This window comes from Streptomyces sp. SAS_270 (genome assembly GCF_052543295.1).
Genome location: NZ_JBMNDS010000131.1, coordinates 1 through 17,098, shown reverse-complemented (window position 1 = coordinate 17,098; position 17,098 = coordinate 1). Strand labels below are relative to the sequence as shown.

Annotated in this window: 18 protein-coding genes; 11 read left to right on the top strand and 7 right to left on the bottom strand. The window is 72.0% G+C overall.

Annotation, left to right across the window (positions count from 1 at the left end; translation table 11 throughout):
- Positions 1–103: 103 nt before the first annotated feature.
- Positions 104–544 (bottom strand): DUF3592 domain-containing protein, encoded by a 441-nt coding sequence (locus ACN6LB_RS43925; RefSeq protein ID WP_356145163.1) that lies wholly within the window; start codon positions 542–544, stop codon positions 104–106.
- A 64-nt stretch (positions 545–608) separates the two neighbouring features.
- Entirely contained in the window at positions 609–2,117 is a 1,509-nt protein-coding gene (locus ACN6LB_RS43920; RefSeq protein ID WP_445030802.1) for a beta-1,6-galactanase, read from the bottom strand.
- A gap of 308 nt (positions 2,118–2,425) precedes the next feature.
- Here ACN6LB_RS43920 and ACN6LB_RS43915 point away from each other — a divergent pair, with 308 nt between their 5' ends.
- The gene (locus ACN6LB_RS43915; RefSeq protein WP_445030801.1) at positions 2,426–3,262 is read left to right on the top strand and encodes a class E sortase; all 837 of its coding nucleotides are present in this window, start codon (positions 2,426–2,428) and stop codon (positions 3,260–3,262) included.
- Positions 3,263–3,291: 29 nt separating this feature from the next.
- Here the strand turns inward: ACN6LB_RS43915 and ACN6LB_RS43910 are convergent, their stop codons facing one another.
- The 3 genes from ACN6LB_RS43910 to ACN6LB_RS43900 are packed head-to-tail and all read right to left on the bottom strand — an operon-like array spanning position 3,292 to position 6,035.
- On the bottom strand, positions 3,292–3,831 hold the full coding sequence (locus tag ACN6LB_RS43910; RefSeq protein WP_445030800.1) for a hypothetical protein: 540 nt from the start codon (positions 3,829–3,831) through the stop codon (positions 3,292–3,294).
- A gap of 52 nt (positions 3,832–3,883) precedes the next feature.
- On the bottom strand, positions 3,884–4,561 hold the full coding sequence (locus tag ACN6LB_RS43905) for a hypothetical protein (protein ID WP_445030799.1): 678 nt from the start codon (positions 4,559–4,561) through the stop codon (positions 3,884–3,886).
- Positions 4,562–4,619: 58 nt separating this feature from the next.
- A complete protein-coding gene (locus ACN6LB_RS43900; RefSeq protein WP_445030798.1) occupies positions 4,620–6,035 on the bottom strand; it encodes an MFS transporter in 1,416 nt (471 codons plus the stop codon).
- Between the two features lie 112 nt (positions 6,036–6,147).
- Here ACN6LB_RS43900 and ACN6LB_RS43895 point away from each other — a divergent pair, with 112 nt between their 5' ends.
- The 4 genes from ACN6LB_RS43895 to ACN6LB_RS43880 all read left to right on the top strand — a co-directional run bounded on the left by ACN6LB_RS43895 (position 6,148) and on the right by ACN6LB_RS43880 (position 8,966).
- Entirely contained in the window at positions 6,148–6,711 is a 564-nt protein-coding gene (locus tag ACN6LB_RS43895; RefSeq protein WP_445030797.1) for a winged helix-turn-helix transcriptional regulator, read from the top strand.
- Between the two features lie 76 nt (positions 6,712–6,787).
- A complete protein-coding gene (locus tag ACN6LB_RS43890) occupies positions 6,788–7,105 on the top strand; it encodes a DUF6412 domain-containing protein (protein WP_356145147.1) in 318 nt (105 codons plus the stop codon).
- Positions 7,106–7,210: 105 nt separating this feature from the next.
- Entirely contained in the window at positions 7,211–7,972 is a 762-nt protein-coding gene (locus ACN6LB_RS43885) for a YidC/Oxa1 family membrane protein insertase (protein WP_356145145.1), read from the top strand.
- Between the two features lie 136 nt (positions 7,973–8,108).
- On the top strand, positions 8,109–8,966 hold the full coding sequence (locus tag ACN6LB_RS43880; protein WP_356145143.1) for a fumarylacetoacetate hydrolase family protein: 858 nt from the start codon (positions 8,109–8,111) through the stop codon (positions 8,964–8,966).
- A 69-nt stretch (positions 8,967–9,035) separates the two neighbouring features.
- On the opposite strand, the gene ACN6LB_RS43875 is transcribed toward ACN6LB_RS43880, so the two are convergent.
- The gene (locus ACN6LB_RS43875) at positions 9,036–9,524 is read right to left on the bottom strand and encodes a heme-degrading domain-containing protein (RefSeq protein WP_445030796.1); all 489 of its coding nucleotides are present in this window, start codon (positions 9,522–9,524) and stop codon (positions 9,036–9,038) included.
- Positions 9,521–10,627 carry a Gfo/Idh/MocA family oxidoreductase gene (locus ACN6LB_RS43870; protein WP_445030795.1) on the bottom strand — a complete coding sequence of 369 codons (1,107 nt, stop codon included), beginning with the start codon at positions 10,625–10,627 and terminating at the stop codon, positions 9,521–9,523. Before ACN6LB_RS43870 ends, ACN6LB_RS43875 begins: the two co-directional genes overlap by 4 nt.
- Positions 10,628–10,686: 59 nt before the next feature.
- Between ACN6LB_RS43870 and ACN6LB_RS43865 the strand changes: the two genes are divergently transcribed.
- From ACN6LB_RS43865 to ACN6LB_RS43840, 6 genes are all read left to right on the top strand, one after another.
- Complete coding sequence (locus tag ACN6LB_RS43865) at positions 10,687–11,886, top strand: ROK family transcriptional regulator (RefSeq protein WP_445030794.1); 1,200 nt, start codon at positions 10,687–10,689, stop codon at positions 11,884–11,886.
- A gap of 494 nt (positions 11,887–12,380) precedes the next feature.
- Positions 12,381–13,178: a hypothetical protein gene (locus ACN6LB_RS43860; RefSeq protein ID WP_445030793.1), complete on the top strand. Its 798-nt coding sequence runs from the start codon at positions 12,381–12,383 to the stop codon at positions 13,176–13,178.
- 170 nt (positions 13,179–13,348) lie between these two features.
- Positions 13,349–14,128, top strand: coding sequence for an HAD-IIA family hydrolase (locus ACN6LB_RS43855; protein WP_356145131.1), 780 nt, complete (start codon positions 13,349–13,351; stop codon positions 14,126–14,128).
- A gap of 124 nt (positions 14,129–14,252) precedes the next feature.
- Positions 14,253–14,861 (top strand): hypothetical protein, encoded by a 609-nt coding sequence (locus ACN6LB_RS43850; RefSeq protein ID WP_445030792.1) that lies wholly within the window; start codon positions 14,253–14,255, stop codon positions 14,859–14,861.
- Positions 14,862–14,863: 2 nt separating this feature from the next.
- The gene (locus tag ACN6LB_RS43845) at positions 14,864–15,541 is read left to right on the top strand and encodes a class F sortase (protein WP_445030791.1); all 678 of its coding nucleotides are present in this window, start codon (positions 14,864–14,866) and stop codon (positions 15,539–15,541) included.
- Positions 15,542–16,033: 492 nt separating this feature from the next.
- Complete coding sequence (locus tag ACN6LB_RS43840) at positions 16,034–17,047, top strand: glycoside hydrolase family 6 protein (RefSeq protein ID WP_445030790.1); 1,014 nt, start codon at positions 16,034–16,036, stop codon at positions 17,045–17,047.
- The last annotated feature ends 51 nt before the right edge of the window (positions 17,048–17,098 follow it).

Here is a 17,098-nt window from a genome sequence, read left to right as displayed (position 1 = left end):
CCCCCCCCCCCCCCCCCCCCCCCCCCCCCCCCCCCCCCCCCCCCCCCCCCCCCCCCCCCCCCCCCCCCCCCCCCCCCCCCCCCCCCCCCCCCCCCCCCAGACCTCAGTAGCGGTAGTAGTGCTCCGGCAGCAGCGTCGCGATTCTGATCAGCACCGCCGTCAGCGCGCCCGCCCACAGCAGGACGCCGAGCCAGACGCCGTATATCGCCGCGCGATAGCGCTCCGGCGAGTCCAGCACCACCGACTCCGGGGAGCCGGGGGTGCTCAGGACGTGGACGCGGCTGCCCTCGGAGAGGCTGCGGGCGTTGATCATGCCGGGGACGGCGCGCTCGTGCTCGGTGCCGTCCTCGCCGGTCCAGCGCACCACCGCGTTCAGAGTGGCGTACGACGCCTCGCGCGTCGCCACATGGCCGGTGACCGTGCCCTCCAGGCGGCGGGCGGTGCGGCGCAGAACGTGTTCGGTGATCGCCTTCATGGCCTGCTGGCCGGTCAGGGCCAGGCCGGCGAGGAACGGGATCAGGGTCAGCAACCAGTACGAGTTCATGGCCAGGGAGCTTATGGGGGCGGTGAGTTGAAGAGGCAACCAAGGGGTTGCCTTTGCCGGTCCCTCACAACGTCACCCCGTCGATCTCCAGCGTCTGCACCGCGCCCGCCGCGAACGACAGCGCCAGCGACTTCCCGCTCAGATACGTGTCCGAGTGGGCGGTGTAGAGGTCGCCACCGCCGCCGGTGACCGTGTTCCAGCGGCGGACCAGGCCGCCCGAGCCGCCCGTCACCGTCGAGAAGCGGGAGAGGTCGAAGGTCAGGGTCTGGGCGGAGGTGGCGGTGTTCACGGCCACGATGACCAGGCGCTTCGCCGTCGCGTCGTACGCCGCCGCCGCGTAGCCCACACCCGTGTCGATGATCGTCATGCCGGGGCGGATGTGGCGGCTGAACTGGGCCATCACGTAGTACTTCGTCTGGACCGTGGTCGGCTGGAGGGTGCCCGCGTCATAGGCGATCATGGCCCAGCCGGAGCTCGGGTCCATCACCTGCCAGTAGACCCAAGCCGTGGGGTGCAGCCAGCGGAAGTCCAGGCAGAGGTTGCTGGCGAGGGTGAGGCCGGTGGCGTCCTTGTCGCCGGTCTCCGAGTTCCACAGCTTCTTGCCCGCCGTGGTCACCACGTCCGTGTAGAGGAGGTCGCGGCGGCCGCCGGAGCCCTGGTAGCCGTGCACGTTGACCTGGTTGACGTACCCCTTCGTCGTCGAGCTGAAGGTGTTCCACGTCGTGCGCGCCAGGTCGTAACTCGTCTCGTCCGAGGCGGAGATACGTGTTCCGGTCAGGCCGCGGCTGTTCAACTCGCTGCGCAGGTACGGGAGCACGGCGGCCTGGACGGAGGCGTCCATGTGGCAGCCCTCCTGGGTGCCGGTGGCGGTCCACCAGCTGGAGGACGGCTCGTTGAAGGCGTCGACCGTCGCGAAGTTCACGCCCCAGTTGTTCTTTGCGTACAGCGCCACGGCGGCGAGATGCGAGGCGTGCTGGCGGTAGTTCCAGGTCTGGAGGTTGTTGCCGCCTCCGGAGGCGCCGGAGGGATTGTGGTTGGAACACATCCACCACATCGGCGAGTTGGCGAAGAGTTCCGTCGTCGCGCCGCGCGACACCGCCTTAGTGAGCATGGAGCGCTGGTTGGCGTCGGCCGTCCAGTCCCACGCCGAGGACGTGGGGTCCTCGTTGTTCCAGTCCTGCCAGTAGCCCTCGATCTGCTTGAACGCCGGGATGTTGGCGGAGGCGGTCATCGTCGTGCCGCCCACGCTGTTCCAGCTGCACGCGCCCAGGTTGTAGCGGGCGATGTTCAGGCCCAGGCCGGGAAGCGACTTCCCGCCGTACGTCACCGACTTCGTGGTGAAGAAGATGTCGGCGAAGTCGTCGCGGGCGCCGAACACGTTGGCCCACCAGGCGAGCGAGGTGCCCCAGCCCTCCCATTTCCCGTACGAGGTACCGGGGTTGACGGCGATCGTTGCGTCCGCCCGTGCGGTGCCCGTGCCGAGCACACCGCCGAGCACCGCGCCACCGGCGGCGGCCAGCAGCGCTCTGCGGCGGAGGGGGGAGGTGGGCTTCGATTGCTCTGGTGCGGTCATGTCATCTCCGGGTGCGGGGGCCGGGGGTGGGCGCCAGGGAGTGCGCGCCAGGGGGAGCTGTGCGGCGTTGCGGGACGCGGGGAGGCGTCGTCCCTCGGAAGCATCGGGTGTGACGCGTGGGTTGTCGAGAGTTCAGACAGCCCTTTCTCTAACCGCTGTACGAAGACGACCGGATTCTGTTCGGGATTCCGTACGCGTACGGGGCTGGTGACTTGAGGAAGCGCCCCCTATCGTGCGGCCCGCGGCGAGGAGGCCTCAGTGGGCCGACGGGGACGAAGGGGCCGAAGGGGGCCGAAAGGGGCGTACGCATGAGGGCACCCGTGGTGCATCACCGCACTCGGCGGCGGAGTGCCCTGCGCAGGCGCGCCCTGTGGACCGGCGGCGAGGTCCTCGTCACCGTCGGCGTCGTCCTCATGCTCCTCGTCGTGCACCAGCTGTGGTGGACCAACCGGCAGGCCCGCGCGGGCGCCGAGAGACAGGTCCAAGCCCTGGAGAAGGCGTGGGGGACGCAGTCCCGGCCGGGGAACACCGCCCCGGCCACCGATCCCTCCCGCCTCGCCGATCCCGATGGCGGCTCGGATGACGGCTCCGGCGATACGTCCTCCACCTCTTCCTCCTCCTCCGGCGGCGGCCAGGGGCGCCGGGCCGCCGCCGGCACCGCCACCGTCAACACCACCGGCGTCCACCCCAGTTGGTCCCAGGCCTACGCCGTACTCCGCATCCCCCGCCTCGGCCTCCGCGTCCCCGTCGCCGAAGGGGTCAGCAAGCAGGACGTCCTCAACAAGGGCTACGTCGGCCACTACAAAGGCACCCAACAGCCAGGGCGGGCAGGGAACTTCGCGCTCGCCGGGCACCGCAACACCCACGGCGAGCCCTTCCGGTACCTCAACCGGCTGCGGTCCGGCGACACGCTCACCGTCGAGACGAAGGCCGCCACCTTCACGTATGTCGTCGACAAGACCCTGCCGCAGACCTCGGCGCGCGACGACGGCGTCATCCGTGCCGTCCCCCGCAGCACCGTCCGGCCGTCGTACGGGTACACCGACCCGGGGTACTACATCACCCTCACCACCTGCACCCCCGAGTACACCTCCAGGTACCGGCTCGTGGTCTGGGGCAAACTGCGGTCGATGCGGCCCAGGTAGGAGCCCAGTCGGAATCCGCCGGATGCCCCCTAGCCGTTTCCCTCGCCCTGTGGGGAGGTGGCCGGTTCGGCCGGGGGCGGCGCCACGGGGGTGCGGGAGTTCCGTTCGCGCCGTGCCATCAGGACTGCGGCCGCGCCGGTGAGGAGCGTGCCGACGCCGGACGTGAGCGCACCCAGGGCGTTGACCATGTCGGATGCGCTGCCGGCCTGGGGGTTGGGGGCGTTGCCGTCGGGGCCGTGCGTCGGGCTGCTCGTGGGCTCATCCGTCGGATCGTCTGTGGGCTCATCCGTCGGATCGTCTGTCGGTTCCTCTGTCCGGTCCGTCTGACCGTCCGTGGGTTGTTGAGTGGTCGGCAGGGAGGATTCCGTCGGGGTGGTCGGCGTGGCGCAGGAGCGATCCCCGGAGCCGCATGTCGTGCCACCGCTGCTGCCGTTGCCGCCGTTGTTGGCCGGCGACGAGTGGTTGTTGGCGTACAGCGTGATCAGCCCTGTGCAGAGCAGGGCGATGCCCAGCAGAAAGAGCCTCGGATAGAGCGAACGGCGCCTCGATAAGGCCGACTTGGCGGACATAAGCGTGAACACGCACCGACAGGCGGCTGTGGTTGCACCGGGGCGACCCGGGTCAGAGCTGAGGTGGCCCCGGTGGTTCGATCTTCGGGCCCTTGCCCTGTGCGTGGAGCACCGCCGCGAGTTCGTAGTACGCCACCGAGTCCCCGGCGTCGGCGCGTGGCCGGTACACCTCCTCCGCCTCCGCGAGGCGGCCCAGGGCGGCGAGGCAGCCGCCGAGGTCCCGCCACGCGAACCGGTTGCCCAGCTCGACCGCGAGCCGGTACCACTCCACGGCGCCCGCCACGTCCCCGTCCCGCCGCTTCCAGTAGCCGAGTTGACCGGCGGCCCGCGCACTGCCCGCCCGTGCCATCCCGGCGACCAGTGCCTCGGCCTCGGCTACGCGCCCCGAGGCCCAGCGGCGCATCTCCTGGGCCATCGTCACCAGCCAGTCGGGGTCCTGGCGGACCTCGGCCTCGCGGCGCAGCCAGTGTTCGGCCTCGGCTTCGTAGGCGGCGTCGTTGTGTGCGAGGCGGCTGGCATACCAGGCCAGCGCCTGTACCGCGGCCGCGTGACCGTCCTCGGCCAGCGGTACGAGCCAGCGCTTGGCCTCCTCGCCGCGCCACTGCTCCAACAGGACTTTGCCGAGCCGGAATTGCGCATCGGGGTCACCGAGCTCCGCGGCCGCCCGCAGCAGTCGTCGCTGCTCCTCCGCGGCCGAGTTCGCGCTCGAGTTCGAGTTCGTTGCCGCCATGATCAGCACCCTAAGCCCGCACCCCTGAGCCCGAACCACCCACCTGGTCCTGGCTGGTTCACCCCCGCTCCCGGAGCACCACCACACTCGCCGCCGCCACCACCGCGAGCCCCGCCGAGACAGCGATCGCGAGGTCCGCGCCGTGGGCGAGGGACTGGGTGGACGTCACCAGGGCGATCGTCAGGGCGACGCCCGCGCACGAGCCGATGTAGCGGAAGGTCTGCTGCGCGCCCGAGCCCATCGCCGCGCGGGCCGCCGGGACGGACTCGACGGCGAGGAGCGGGAGCGCGGCGTTGAGCAGGCCACTGCCGATCCCGGAGACGATGAAGCCGGGCAGCAGCCGCGTCCAGGAACCGGCGTCGAGGGCGCCGAGCATCGTCAGGACGCCGGCCGCGTGCAGCGCGAAACCGAGGGCGAGTTGGTGGCGCGGTGAGACCCGGCCCGCGAGGCGGCGTGCCTGCAGGGCGACGCCGAAGGACAGCCCGGACCAGAGCAGGAACAGCCACGCGGTGTCCATCGCGGACAGGCCGAGCGACTGCTGAAGCAGCGCGGGCAGGAAGCTGAACAGTCCGATCACCGCGAAACCCGTGAACAGACCGCCCGCGGAGGAGGCGAGGAAGGGTCGGTGGCGCAGCAGGCCGAGGTCGATCATGGGCGTGCGGGTGCGGCGTTCCACGAGCACGAACGCGGTGGTCAGGGCGACGGTGGCGGCGAGCAGACCGCCCACCGACGGTCGCAGCCAGCCGTCTCGCCCCAGCGTCAGCGCGGCCACCAGGGAGACCAGCGCGAGCCCGAACGTGACGGCGCCGGCCAGGTCGGGGCGGCCGCCGCGCGGGGCCCGGGACTCGGTGAGGGTCCGGGTGCCGAGGGCGGCGACGACGAGCGCGGCGGCGCCCAGAATCCCGTACGCCGTACGCCAGTTGGGCATTGCCCCGGCCAGCAGCGGACCGACCGCGATGCCGCCGCTGACGAACGCGCCCCACACCCCGGTCGCGTGCAGCCGGCCCCGGGGGGACGGGAAGGCGTGCACGAGCAGGCCGAGGCTGCTGGCGAGGATCGCCGCGCTCGCCGCGCCCTGCGCGATGCGGGCCAGCGTGAACAGCCAGGTCGAGGTCGCGAGTGCGCCCAGCGCCGTGGTGACGCCGAGCGCGACCGTGCCGGCGAGGAAGATCCGGCGGCGGCCGTAGTCGTCCGCGAGGCTGCCCGCGACCAGAAGAAGCGCGGCCAGGCCCAGCGGGGTGCCGTTGAGCAGCCATGCCTGGGCGGAGACCGAGGTGTGCAGGGCGCCGGCGATGTCGGGGAGCGTGACCATCGGCGCGGTGTACGCCATCAGGGTCACGGCGGTGGCGGCGCTGGTGACGGCGAGGGTGGGGGTGGCCCGCGGGGACGGCTGCGCGGGGGCTGCGGGACGGGCGGCCGATGGTGCGGCCGGTTGGGCGGTGGTGGCGGAGGTCGTGCGGTCGAGCCCTGTCATGGCTGTCTCTCAGAGGGTGAGTTCGGTCATTGAACTGTGGCTGCGGTACGACCGTAACACCCAAGGTTCGTTCACTGAACCAAGTCGTCGAAAAGTCGCTAGAGTGGCAGGCATGGCTCTGGGCAAGGACTACGTCACGCAGGAGTGCTCGATCGCCCGGGCGCTCGAAGTCGTCGGGGAACGCTGGACGCTGCTCATCGTCCGCGACGCGCTCTACGGCGTACGGCGGTACAACGACTTCCTCGTCCACCTCGGCATCCCGCGCGCGGTCCTCGCGGCACGCCTCCAGGCGCTCACCGCCGAGGGGATCCTTGAGAAGCGCCGCTATCAGGAGTCGCCGCCGCGCGACGAGTACGTCGTCACCGACCGCGGCCTCGCGCTGTGGCCGACCCTGCGATCGCTCGGCGTATGGGGCCGCGAGCACTACACGGAGACCCGGCTGCGCCTCTTCCGGCACGCGACCTGCGGCACGGACCGGGAACTCGGCCCGTACGGCGAGTGCCCCGACTGCGGAACCGTCGTCCCCGTCCCCGACGTCGAAATGCTGCCGGGCCCCGGACTCGACCCGGACCCGGCGGACCCGGTCAGCCGCGCTCTGCTCAGCCCGAAGCGGCTGCTCCAGCCGATCGGGACGGAGACTGTGCGACAGGATCCCGTGTGGCGGCATCCTGTATAACGGCAGGACGAGTACGACGTCGAGTACGTCGAGCAGAAGACCAGCAGACGACCAGCAGGGGAGGGGGAGCAGGTTCATGATCCGGATTCGGACCTGGGCGAACATGCGCCCCGCCGCCGTGCTCCTCGTGCTGCTCCTCGAAGTCGCCGTGCTCGACACCGGCAGCCTCTCCGCCGCCGTCGCCTTCGCGGCGACCGCCGCGGCCGGCTCCGCGCTCGCCGTCTGCGCCGTCATCGCCGCACGCTGCGCCCCCGCCGTACCGCGTACGCGCGTCCGTACGGCCATCCGCGACCGTGAGCGACGTACGGCGTTCCTGCCCCAACGCGATCCCGACGCCTCGGGGCGCCCGCGCCCCCGAGCGCCCGGGCGTGCCCTCCTGACGGCCGCCGCGTAGGGGAACCCTGGTAGTACCGGCCCCCGCGCGGGTCGTCATGCCGCTGTGCGCAGTTTCTGCGCGTTCGTTCGCTCCGGCACGACGAGACCCTCGGAGGGCTCACCCATGTCCGCATTCATGTCCGTTTTCGCCAGTCTGGTCGACGGGCTGGCCGATCTGCTCCAGCCGCTGTTCCACGCCTCCGCGGCGGCTGCCGCGATCGTTCTGTTCACCGCGCTCGTACGGCTTCTCGTGCACCCCCTGTCCCGGGCGGCGGCGCGAGGGCAGCGGGCGCGCGCCAAGCTGCAGCCGCAGATCGCCGAGCTGCGCAAGAAGCACAAGAAGAAGCCGGAGGAGTTCCAGAAGGCGCTGATGGCGCTGCACGCGGAGGAGAAGGTGTCGCCGCTGTCCGGCTGCCTGCCCAGCCTCCTGCAGATGCCGGCCTTCTTCCTCCTCTACCACCTGTTCTCCAGCTCGCGGATCGGCGGCGAGGCGAACGCCCTGCTCGGCCACAAGCTGCTCGCGGCGCCGCTCGGCGACCGGTGGGCGGACGCTCTGGGCGACGGCGGGGTGTTCGGGGCGCCGGGGCTGGTCTACCTCGGCCTGTTCGTCCTCGTCGCGGCCGTCGCGACCTTCAATTACCTGCGCACGAAGCGGATGATGGCGGCGAACCCCGTCCAGGCCGGTGCGGACGGGCAGCAGACGCCGGGGATGGGCGCGATCAACAAGTTCATGCCGTTCATGTCCTTCTTCACCCTCTTCACCGTGGCCGTGGTGCCGCTGGCCGCCGCGCTGTACGTGGTGACGAGCACCACATGGAGCGCGGTCGAGCGGGCGGTGCTGTACCGGGACATGCCGGGGGCGGCGCCCGCGGCGGCACTCGTGTAGCCGCGGCGGAAGGCGAGGTTACGGTCCAGTCCGTGAACGGGGTATTGCGGACTGGACGCCGAGCTTGGAGGATCGACCAGTCCTCCGATGGCTGCACCCATCGGCTGGGCTGCCGCGATCGAGGGAGATTGTGATCATGAAGCTGCTGCGAGTCGGTACGGCGGGAGCGGAGCGACCTGCGCTGCTGGACGCCGAGGGAAGCCTGCGGGATCTGTCGGGCGTCGTCCCGGACGTCGACGGCGCGCTGCTCGCGGACGACGAGGCCCTCGGCCGCGTACGGGCCGCCGCCGATTCCGGCGAGCTGCCGGTGCTCGACGCGGCCGGACTGCGCGTCGGACCGCCGGTCGCACGCATAGGCAAGGTCGTGTGCATCGGGCTGAACTACCACGACCACGCCCGGGAGACCGGTGCCGAGCCGCCCGCCGAGCCGGTGATCTTCTTCAAGGCCGCGGACACGGTGATCGGCCCGTACGACACCGTGCTCGTGCCGCGCGGCTCCACCAAGACGGACTGGGAGGTGGAGCTGGCGATCGTCATCGGGCGGACCGCCCGCTATCTCGCCTCGCACGAGGAGGCGCTCGCGCACGTCGCCGGGTACGCGGTGGCGCACGACGTCTCCGAGCGCGAGTTCCAGATCGAGCGCGGCGGCACCTGGGACAAGGGCAAGAACTGCGAGACGTTCAACCCGCTCGGCCCGTGGCTGGTGACCGCCGACGAGGTCCCGGACCCGCAGAACCTGTCGCTGAAGCTCTGGGTCAACGGCGAACCGAAGCAGAACGGCACGACCGCCGAGCAGATCTTCCCGGTCGCCGAAGTGGTCCGCTACGTAAGCCAGTTCATGACCCTGTACCCGGGCGACGTCATCAACACCGGTACGCCGGCCGGGGTCGCCATGGGCCATCCGGAGCCGAAGCCGTTCCTGCGGGCCGGGGACGTCGTGGAGCTGGAGATCGAGGGGCTGGGGCGGCAGCGCCAGGAGCTGAAGGACGCGTAGTACTTTCCGAGGCTGAGGCTGCGGCTTCGCGTACGGGGTCGGGGGGAGCCCCCGACCCCGTACGCACTCCTAGGACCTGAACCGCTCCAGGGCCTCGACCACCATCGCGTGGTCCTCGATCTGGGGCAGTCCGGAGACCACCACCGTGCCGATGACGCCCGCGCCCTCGACCGTGATCGGGAACGCGCCGCCGTGGGCCGCGTACGTGTCCGGGTCCAGGCGCGAGGAGTCCTCGAAGGTCGTGCCCTTGGCGCGGAAGCGGGAGCCGACGAGGTAGGAGGAGCAGCCGTAGCGCTCGACGACGCGGCGCTTGCGGTCGATCCAGGCGTCGTTGTCCGGGGTCGAACCGGGCAGCGCCGCGTGGAAGAGCTGCTGGCCGCCGCGGCGGATGTCGATCGCGACGGGCGCACGGCGCTGCCGGGCCAGTTCGACGAGGAGCGAACCGAGGGTCCACGCGTCGTCGTGGTCGAAGTGAGGGAGCGTCAGGCGGCGCTCCTGCTCCTCCAGTTCGGCGATCGAGGGGGCAGCGGGGGCGGGTGCGGGGCTCGTGGCGCTCACAGGGACACCGCCCCGCCGTCGCGGGCCGAGCGTCGCGCCGCCTCCAGTACGTCGAGGGTGGCCGCGGCCTCGAGCGCGGTGACCGGGTTCGGGGCGCCGTCGCGGAGGGCGGCGGCCACGGCCGCGTAGTACGCGGGGTAGGCGCCCGGCAGGGTCGGCTCGGGCCGGCCGCCGCCGGTCAGCGGGGACTCCCCGGAGCCGACGTGGCCCCACATGCTCTCGGGCTCGACACCCCATTCCTCACCGGCCGCCGGGCGCCTGCCCTCGCGTAGCGCGGCCTCCTGCGGGTCGAGGCCGTACTTCACATAGCCGGCCCGCGAGCCCAGGACGCGGAAGCGCGGGCCCAGTTGGGCGGTGGTCGCCGAGGCGTAGAGGTGGGAGCGGACGCCGTTCTCGTGCGTGATCGCGAGGAAGGTGTCGTCGTCGGTCTCGGCGCCCGGGCGGCGGATGTCCGCCTCGGCGTACACCGAGACCGCCGGGCCGAACAGGACGAGCGCCTGGTCGACGACGTGGCTGCCGAGGTCGTACAACAGACCTCCGATCTCTTCCGGATCGCCGGACTCGCGCCAGCCGCCCTTGAGTTGGGGGCGCCAGCGCTCGAAGCGGGACTCGAAGCGCTGGACTTCGCCCAGCTCGCCGTCCGCGATGAGCTTGCGGAGGGTCAGGAAGTCGTTGTCCCAGCGGCGGTTCTGGAAGACGGAGAGCAGCAGACCGCGCTCGTCGGCGAGGGCGGCGAGCTCGCGCGCCTCGGCGGCGGTGCCGGCGATCGGCTTGTCCACGACGACGGGCAGACCCGCCTTGAGCGCGGCGGACGCGATCGGCACATGGGTCTTGTTCGGGGACGCGATGACGATCAGGTCCAGCTCTTCGGCGCGGGCCCACAGGTCGTCGGGGGAGGCCGCGAAGCGGATGCCGTCGCCGAACTCGGCGCGGGCCTGCGCCTGCCGCTCCGGGTTCGAGGTGACCACCGTGTCGAGGGCGAGGCCCTCGGTGGCGGCGATCAGCGGCGCGTGGAAGACGGATCCCGCCAGGCCGTAGCCGACGAGGGCCACGCGGAGGGGGGAACCGGGGCGGGAGCCGGCGCCGGAAGCTGTGCTCGTCATGGGTCCACTCATGCCTCCACTTTCGCAACGCTGTTGCCAAAGTGCAAGCGCGGGGGAGAATGGCGTACGTGAACAGGACCGGCGGGGAGTCGAACGTGGCAGGTGGGGCAGTGGTGGGGGCGGGTGCGCCGAGGGGTGCGGGGGGCGTGCGGGGCGCGGCGGGCGTGCCCGGTGCGGCCGGGGTGAATCTGCTCGCCCTGCGCAGTCACAACGCCGCCCTCGTGCTCGACCTGCTGCGCACCGCCGGGCCCGACGGCATCAGCCGCCTTGAAATCGCCGAGCGGACCCGGCTGACCCCGCAGGCCGTCAGCAAGATCACCGCACGGCTGCGGGCGGACGGCCTGGCGGCGGAGGCCGGCCGCCGCGCGTCCACCGGCGGCAAGCCGCGCACCGTACTGCGGCTCGTCCCCGAGGCCGGGCACGCCGTCGGGCTCCACCTCGACCGCGACGAGCTGACGGCCGTGCTCTGCGATCTCACCGGGGCGGTGGTGGCCGAGCGGCGCGCCGCGCTGGGTCTGGGGGCCGGGGCGGAAGCCGTGGTCGAGGGCGCCGCGGCGGAGGTGGAGACCCTCCTCGCGGGGCGGCCCCCGGTGCTCGGGATCGGGGTCGCCCTGCCCGGCCCCCTCGACCACGGGCGCGGTGTGCTGCACCGGGTGACCGGCTTCCCCGAATGGGACGGGTTCCCGCTGCGGGACTCGCTGGCCCGGCGGCTCGGCGCGCCCGTCGTGGTGGACAAGGACACGAACGCGGCGGCGCTCGGGCTCGCGGTGGGCGGCGCCGTGGAAGCCGTCCACGGATCCTTCGCCTACCTCCATCTCGGTACGGGGCTGGGCGCCGGGCTCGTGATCGGCGGCGCCGTGCACCGGGGGGCCAGGACCGGAGCGGGGGAGTTCGGGCACCAGGTCATCCAGCTGGACGGGCCGGTGTGCGGCTGCGGGAACCGGGGGTGCATCGAGGTGCTGTGCCTCGGGGCGGTGGAGCGGGGGGCCGTGGACGAGGCGGCTCGCGTACTGGGCGAGGGCGCGTCGAACCTCGTGGGACTGCTGGACATCGACGTGCTGCTGCTCGGCGGACGAACAGTGGCCCGGCACCGGGAGGCGTTCGTGCACGGAGTCTCGGCGGTGCTTGCCGCCCGGGCCGGGCGAGAGGGGGCGCGTGCCGGGGTCCCGGTGCGGGTTGCTCCCGGTGGGGAGCGGGGGGTCGCGGAGGGGGCGGCCCAGTTGGTGCTGGGGGCGGTGTTCGGGCGGGGGGACGGGTGAGGGGCGGGGATCGGGGCCGGCCGACGTTTGAGGACGAGTAAGCCGGCGCGACAGGGAGTTTGGGGGCGAGCTGCCGAATACGGTTCGCCTGGGTGCGGCGTCTCGGGTGCGGCGCTCCGGATGCGGCGCCTGGGGCGCGGGTCCAGGTACCGCGTCCCAGGTACGGATGCAGGTACGGCGCCCTAGGTACGGGCATTGGTACGGGTCCAGGCAGGGCGCACGAGGCACGGGCCCAGGCGCGCGTCCAAGTACGGCGCCCAAAGCACGGGTCCAGGCACGGCGCCCAAGCCACGGGCTCAGGCGCGCGTCCAAGTACCCGCCCCGCCCCAGCCTCAGCCCCAGTCCCTGGCGCAGACCCAGGCGCCGCCCCGCTCCGCCGACCGAGCGGAGTTCATCAGCGAAAGAGGTCGCCGCAGGCGTGGTGACCCGGTGGGCTCGCGCGCGCATGGCACGGTCGAGGGCCCGATCGGCAAAGGCTCTTCATGCGAAAGCGAATGCGAAAGCGACTGCGCACGACCCTGGCCCCGGCCCTCGCCCTGTCCTTCACGTTCACCGCAGCCGCCCTGTCCCTCGTGCCCGCCACGGCCACCGCCACCGCCCTCACGAACCCCCGCCCCAGCTGCTCCGCCCCGGGCGCCCGTGACTTCCCGGTCAGGACGCGAATCCACGGGGGCCCCGCCGGTTTCGACGTCGGCGGTGGGTTCGGGACCTGGTACATCGACCTCACCAACACCACCGCGCACACCTGCGGCGGCGTCCACCCGGTCGTCGTCCTCGTGGACGAGAAGCGGGCGCTGCGGCCGGAGCAGGCGCGGCTGGAGTTCTACGCCGGCAAGGGCGGGCGCCCGCACCCCGTCGCGTTCGAGAGGAGCGACGAGGACGAGAACATCGGGGTGTTCGACGACGGCTTCCCCGGGTTCACCGTGGGCCCCGGCCGGACCCTCACCGTCAAGGTGCGGCTCTCCGTGACCTCCGACGCGGCGGTGCCGAACGACGTCGTGGCCAACGCGGCCGTCGTGCAGCGGCACGGTGACGACGGGGACTGGGTGGGGGAGTCGAACCCGTACAAGTTCCGGATCGAGAACGACGGCGGAGACGGCGACGGCGTCGTGGACGGCCCCCGGGTCCCCGGCAGCAATGACGGCGGCGCACGGAAGGAGTCGGCCGGCGAGCTGGCCAGGACCGGACACCCGGCGACGGTGCCGTACGGCCTCGCCGCGGCGGCGGGCGTACTCGCTGCAGGCGCCGCGCTGTTCGCCGTATCCCGCCGCCTGCGGCTCCGGCGCCGCTGACCGGCAGGCGGCGGGGACGTACGCGGTGAAGGTCCGCCACCCGCAGCCGGGACTGCGCACATGGGCGACGGGGTCAAGATCAGCCCTGCGTGATTAGGCTGTCCGCGTCGGCACAATGTCGTACCGGCCACCCCAGCACCCCCTTGCGTAGTACGGCAGGAGATCGGCACATGGCAGAACGCAAGCCCATCGAATCGTGGCTCACCGACATGGACGGTGTACTCATCCACGAGGGTGTGCCGATTCCCGGCGCCGACGCCTTCATCAAGAAGCTGCGCGAGTCCGGCCGGCCGTTCCTGGTGCTCACCAACAACTCCATCTACACCGCCCGTGACCTGCACGCCCGCCTGCAGCGCATGGGCCTGGACGTCCCGGTCGAGAACATCTGGACCTCCGCCCTGGCCACCGCCAAGTTCCTGGAGGACCAGCGGCCCGGCGGCACGGCGTACGTGATCGGCGAGGCGGGGCTGACCACGGCGCTGCACGACATCGGGTACGTGCTGACGGACCACGAGCCCGACTACGTCGTCCTGGGCGAAACGCGGACCTACTCCTTCGAGGCCATGACCAAGGCCGTGCGGCTCATCAACAACGGGGCTCGCTTCATCTGCACCAACCCCGACGAGACCGGCCCCTCCACCGAGGGCCCGCTGCCCGCCACCGGCGCGGTCGCCGCACTGATCACCAAGGCGACCGGCAAGCAGCCGTACTTCGCGGGCAAGCCGAACCCGCTGATGATGCGGACCGGGCTCAACGCCATCGGCGCGCACTCCGAGACCAGCGCGATGATCGGCGACCGCATGGACACGGACGTCCTCGCCGGACTGGAGGCCGGGATGGAGACCTACCTCGTCCTCACCGGGCTGACCACGCCCGCGGAGATCGAGAAGTACCCGTACCGGCCGTCGAAGGTCGTGGACTCGATCGCGGACCTCGTCGACCGGATCTGAACGCCTGTCCGAACCCCCTGAGGGGAGCACGGACGCACAGGAACTCGTACGGAGCAGTCGGCGCCCCTCCCCGGATGCGCCGACCCGTCCGTAGGAGGAGTCTCCAGACAACTGGAGGTTCACGATGGGTTCACTGCGACTCGCTCTCTGTGCCGGGGCGGCGGCCGCGGCTGCGCTCACCCCCACCGCGTACGCGGCCGACACCGCCCACGTCTCCGACGCGTTCGACGCGGGCGTCTCCGTGACGCCCGCGTCCCCCGCCCCGGGCAGCGACATCCAGCTGCTGGCGCGGGGCTGCGCGGGGCGGACCGGCACGGCCACGTCCGGGGCGTTCGTCACCGACGCGCAGCTCACCGGCGCGGCGAGGGCCGACGGCACGCTCGTCGGGGAGACCCGCGTCCGCTCCTCGCTCCCACCCGGCACGTACGACATCAAGGTCGGCTGCGACGGTCGCGGCGGCAAGGTGACCGGCAGGATCACCGTCCCCGGGCCGCCCTCCTCGGCCACGGCATCCGCTCTCTCCACCCCCTCCGCTCCGGTCTCGCCGGTGGCCCCCGTCGACGCGGGCGGCGGCGGCACCGCGCACCTCGACTCGGTGAACGCCGCGCACGCCGTGGACGCCCGGAACGCCGGGCCGGGCACCCGGCAGGCGGTGATCGGCCTCATCCTCGCGAGCGTCGCCGCGATCGCCGTGGCGGCGCGCGGCGCCCGCCGCAACCGCGACGTGGACTGACGGTGAGATCCGAGAGTTCCGGGCGGGAGCGTTCCTCCGGCACCGGGCGCCTGCTGGCGGGGGTCGCCTGGGTGGTGCTGCTGCTCGGGCTGTGGCTGTGGGGGCGCGAGGTGACGGACGTACGGCAGGGGACGTCGGCGCCGACCACCGGCGACATGGCGGCGGTGGGTCGGCCGCCGGAGGCGCGGCTGCCGCCCGCGCTCAAGCCGCTCCGGGAGGCCAGGCCGCAGCGCATCGACATCCCGGCGATGGGGGTGCAGGCGCCGGTCGTGTCCCGCGGCCTCGATCCGCGGGGAGCCATCGATCCGCCGCCGTTCGACCAGCCGGGCGTGGTCGGCTGGTACGCGCGCGGGGCGAAGCCCGGGGCGGCCGGGACCGCGCTGTTCGTGGGGCACGTCGACACCGAGACCCGGCCCGCGGTCTTCTACCGGCTCAGCGCGCTGCGGCGCGGCGAGACGGTCCGGGTGATCCGCGACGACGGTACGGTCGCCGAGTTCACCGTGGACGACGTCCGGGTCCTCGCACGCGACCGCTTCGACGCCCAACAGGCCTACGGACCACACCGGTCGGGCCGTGCCGAGCTGCGGCTCATCACCTGCGGCGGCACGTTCGACCGCGCCACACGCAGCTATTCGGCGAACGTCGTGGTCTCCGCGTATCTCAGCGCCACCGGCCTGTGAGGGGGCCAGGTCACCTGGCCCGACCGGCGGCCCGCTCCCCCCGGAGCCGCCGGCCGGGCTGGTCCTCGACCGCGCGCGCACGGGCTGCGGGAGTAACCCGGCGACCGGCGCGGGAGGTTCTGGGGCCAATCCGAACAGGCCGGATTGAGTAACGAGCCGGGGGCTGGGGCCGTTTGAGGCAACTCTAGAACGGATGAGCGCTACGGCCTAGAGTCTGTTTGACGCCAGGTCGACCAGTCGTGGCGCAGAGTGATGCGCGCAGGTGGCGGCCGGATTTATGCGAGGTTTCCGCCGGGTTCGGGTGGGCCGGCGGAAGTTCGTGTCCCTTATATCCCTAATGCTCCTTCGCCCGTCGACTGCCCCCGGTCGGCCGCGCCGGCCCGGTCGTCCGGGGCTGTAACAGCTCGCCGACAAGGCTCGGGCGATCTCGTGAGCGGCGCGGTGGGTATGTCAGGATTGATGCTTCGGACAGTGCACCCAAGGGGGAGTTGGATGTACGGCAAGAAGGGGGCCGGAACTTGGGCGTCCGTAGCGGTGGCGGGGGCGGCACTGCTGCTCGCCGGGTGCTCCTCCGGGGGCGGCGACGAAGACGACGGGTCGGGTTCCAAGGTCACCCAGCAGCCCAGGAGTTCGGACCCGTTCTGGGTCAACCCGTCCGGGAACGCGGCCGAGCAGGTCGCCCGGTATGCGAAGGACGGCAAGAAGAGCGACGCCGAGCAGATCCGCAAGATCGCCGAGCAGCCGACCGGTGAGTGGATCGGCCCGGAGAACCCGGAGGCGGAGGCGCGCGGCTTCACCGAGGCCGCGGAGAAGGCGAACCGGTCCGCGATCCTCGTCCTCTACAACATCCCGCACCGTGACTGCGGCCAGTTCTCCCAGGGCGGCGCCGCGGACGGCGACGCCTACAAGGCCTGGATCGACGGGGTCGCCCAGGGCATCGGCGACCGGCCGGCCACCGTGATCCTGGAACCGGATGCGATCCTGCACCTGGTCAACCAGTGCACACCGAACGAGTTCCACGAGGAGCGCTACTTCCTCCTCAAGAGCGCCATCGGAAAGCTCAAGTCCCTGAAGAACACGAAGGTGTACCTGGACGCGGGCAATGCGGGCTGGGGCCACCCCGACCAGATCTTCGAGCCACTGAAGTGGGCGGGCATCGCCCAGGCCGACGGCTTCTCGGTCAACGTCTCCAACTTCTACTCGACCAAGGACTCCATCGCGTACGGCAAGCAGTTGTCCGCGAAGGTCGGCGGCAAGCACTTCGTGATCGACACCAGCCGCAACGGCAACGGGCCGTACACGAGCGGCAAGGCCGACGAGAACTGGTGCAACCCGCCGGGCCGTGCGCTCGGTGAGGAACCGACCACCAAGACCGCCGACCCACTGGTGGACGCCTATCTGTGGGTCAAGCGGCCGGGCGAGTCGGACGGCACGTGCAAGGGCGGGCCCAAGGCGGGGGAGTGGTGGGCGGATTACGCCCTCAAGCTGGCCAAGTCCAGCAAATAGCCGACTACTCGCGTACGTGACTGGGGGCGCCCTCCGAAGCGAGATCGGAAG

Coding starts and splice junctions, on each gene's coding strand:
- ACN6LB_RS43925 (WP_356145163.1), bottom strand. CDS start 544: ATGAACTCGTACTGGTTGCTGACCCTGATCCCGTTCCTCGCCGGCCTG.
- ACN6LB_RS43920 (WP_445030802.1), bottom strand. CDS start 2,117: ATGACCGCACCAGAGCAATCGAAGCCCACCTCCCCCCTCCGCCGCAGA.
- ACN6LB_RS43915 (WP_445030801.1), top strand. CDS start 2,426: ATGAGGGCACCCGTGGTGCATCACCGCACTCGGCGGCGGAGTGCCCTG.
- ACN6LB_RS43910 (WP_445030800.1), bottom strand. CDS start 3,831: ATGTCCGCCAAGTCGGCCTTATCGAGGCGCCGTTCGCTCTATCCGAGG.
- ACN6LB_RS43905 (WP_445030799.1), bottom strand. CDS start 4,561: ATGGCGGCAACGAACTCGAACTCGAGCGCGAACTCGGCCGCGGAGGAG.
- ACN6LB_RS43900 (WP_445030798.1), bottom strand. CDS start 6,035: ATGACAGGGCTCGACCGCACGACCTCCGCCACCACCGCCCAACCGGCC.
- ACN6LB_RS43895 (WP_445030797.1), top strand. CDS start 6,148: ATGGCTCTGGGCAAGGACTACGTCACGCAGGAGTGCTCGATCGCCCGG.
- ACN6LB_RS43890 (WP_356145147.1), top strand. CDS start 6,788: ATGATCCGGATTCGGACCTGGGCGAACATGCGCCCCGCCGCCGTGCTC.
- ACN6LB_RS43885 (WP_356145145.1), top strand. CDS start 7,211: ATGTCCGCATTCATGTCCGTTTTCGCCAGTCTGGTCGACGGGCTGGCC.
- ACN6LB_RS43880 (WP_356145143.1), top strand. CDS start 8,109: ATGAAGCTGCTGCGAGTCGGTACGGCGGGAGCGGAGCGACCTGCGCTG.
- ACN6LB_RS43870 (WP_445030795.1), bottom strand. CDS start 10,627: ATGACGAGCACAGCTTCCGGCGCCGGCTCCCGCCCCGGTTCCCCCCTC.
- ACN6LB_RS43865 (WP_445030794.1), top strand. CDS start 10,687: ATGGCGTACGTGAACAGGACCGGCGGGGAGTCGAACGTGGCAGGTGGG.
- ACN6LB_RS43860 (WP_445030793.1), top strand. CDS start 12,381: ATGCGAAAGCGACTGCGCACGACCCTGGCCCCGGCCCTCGCCCTGTCC.
- ACN6LB_RS43855 (WP_356145131.1), top strand. CDS start 13,349: ATGGCAGAACGCAAGCCCATCGAATCGTGGCTCACCGACATGGACGGT.
- ACN6LB_RS43850 (WP_445030792.1), top strand. CDS start 14,253: ATGGGTTCACTGCGACTCGCTCTCTGTGCCGGGGCGGCGGCCGCGGCT.
- ACN6LB_RS43840 (WP_445030790.1), top strand. CDS start 16,034: ATGTACGGCAAGAAGGGGGCCGGAACTTGGGCGTCCGTAGCGGTGGCG.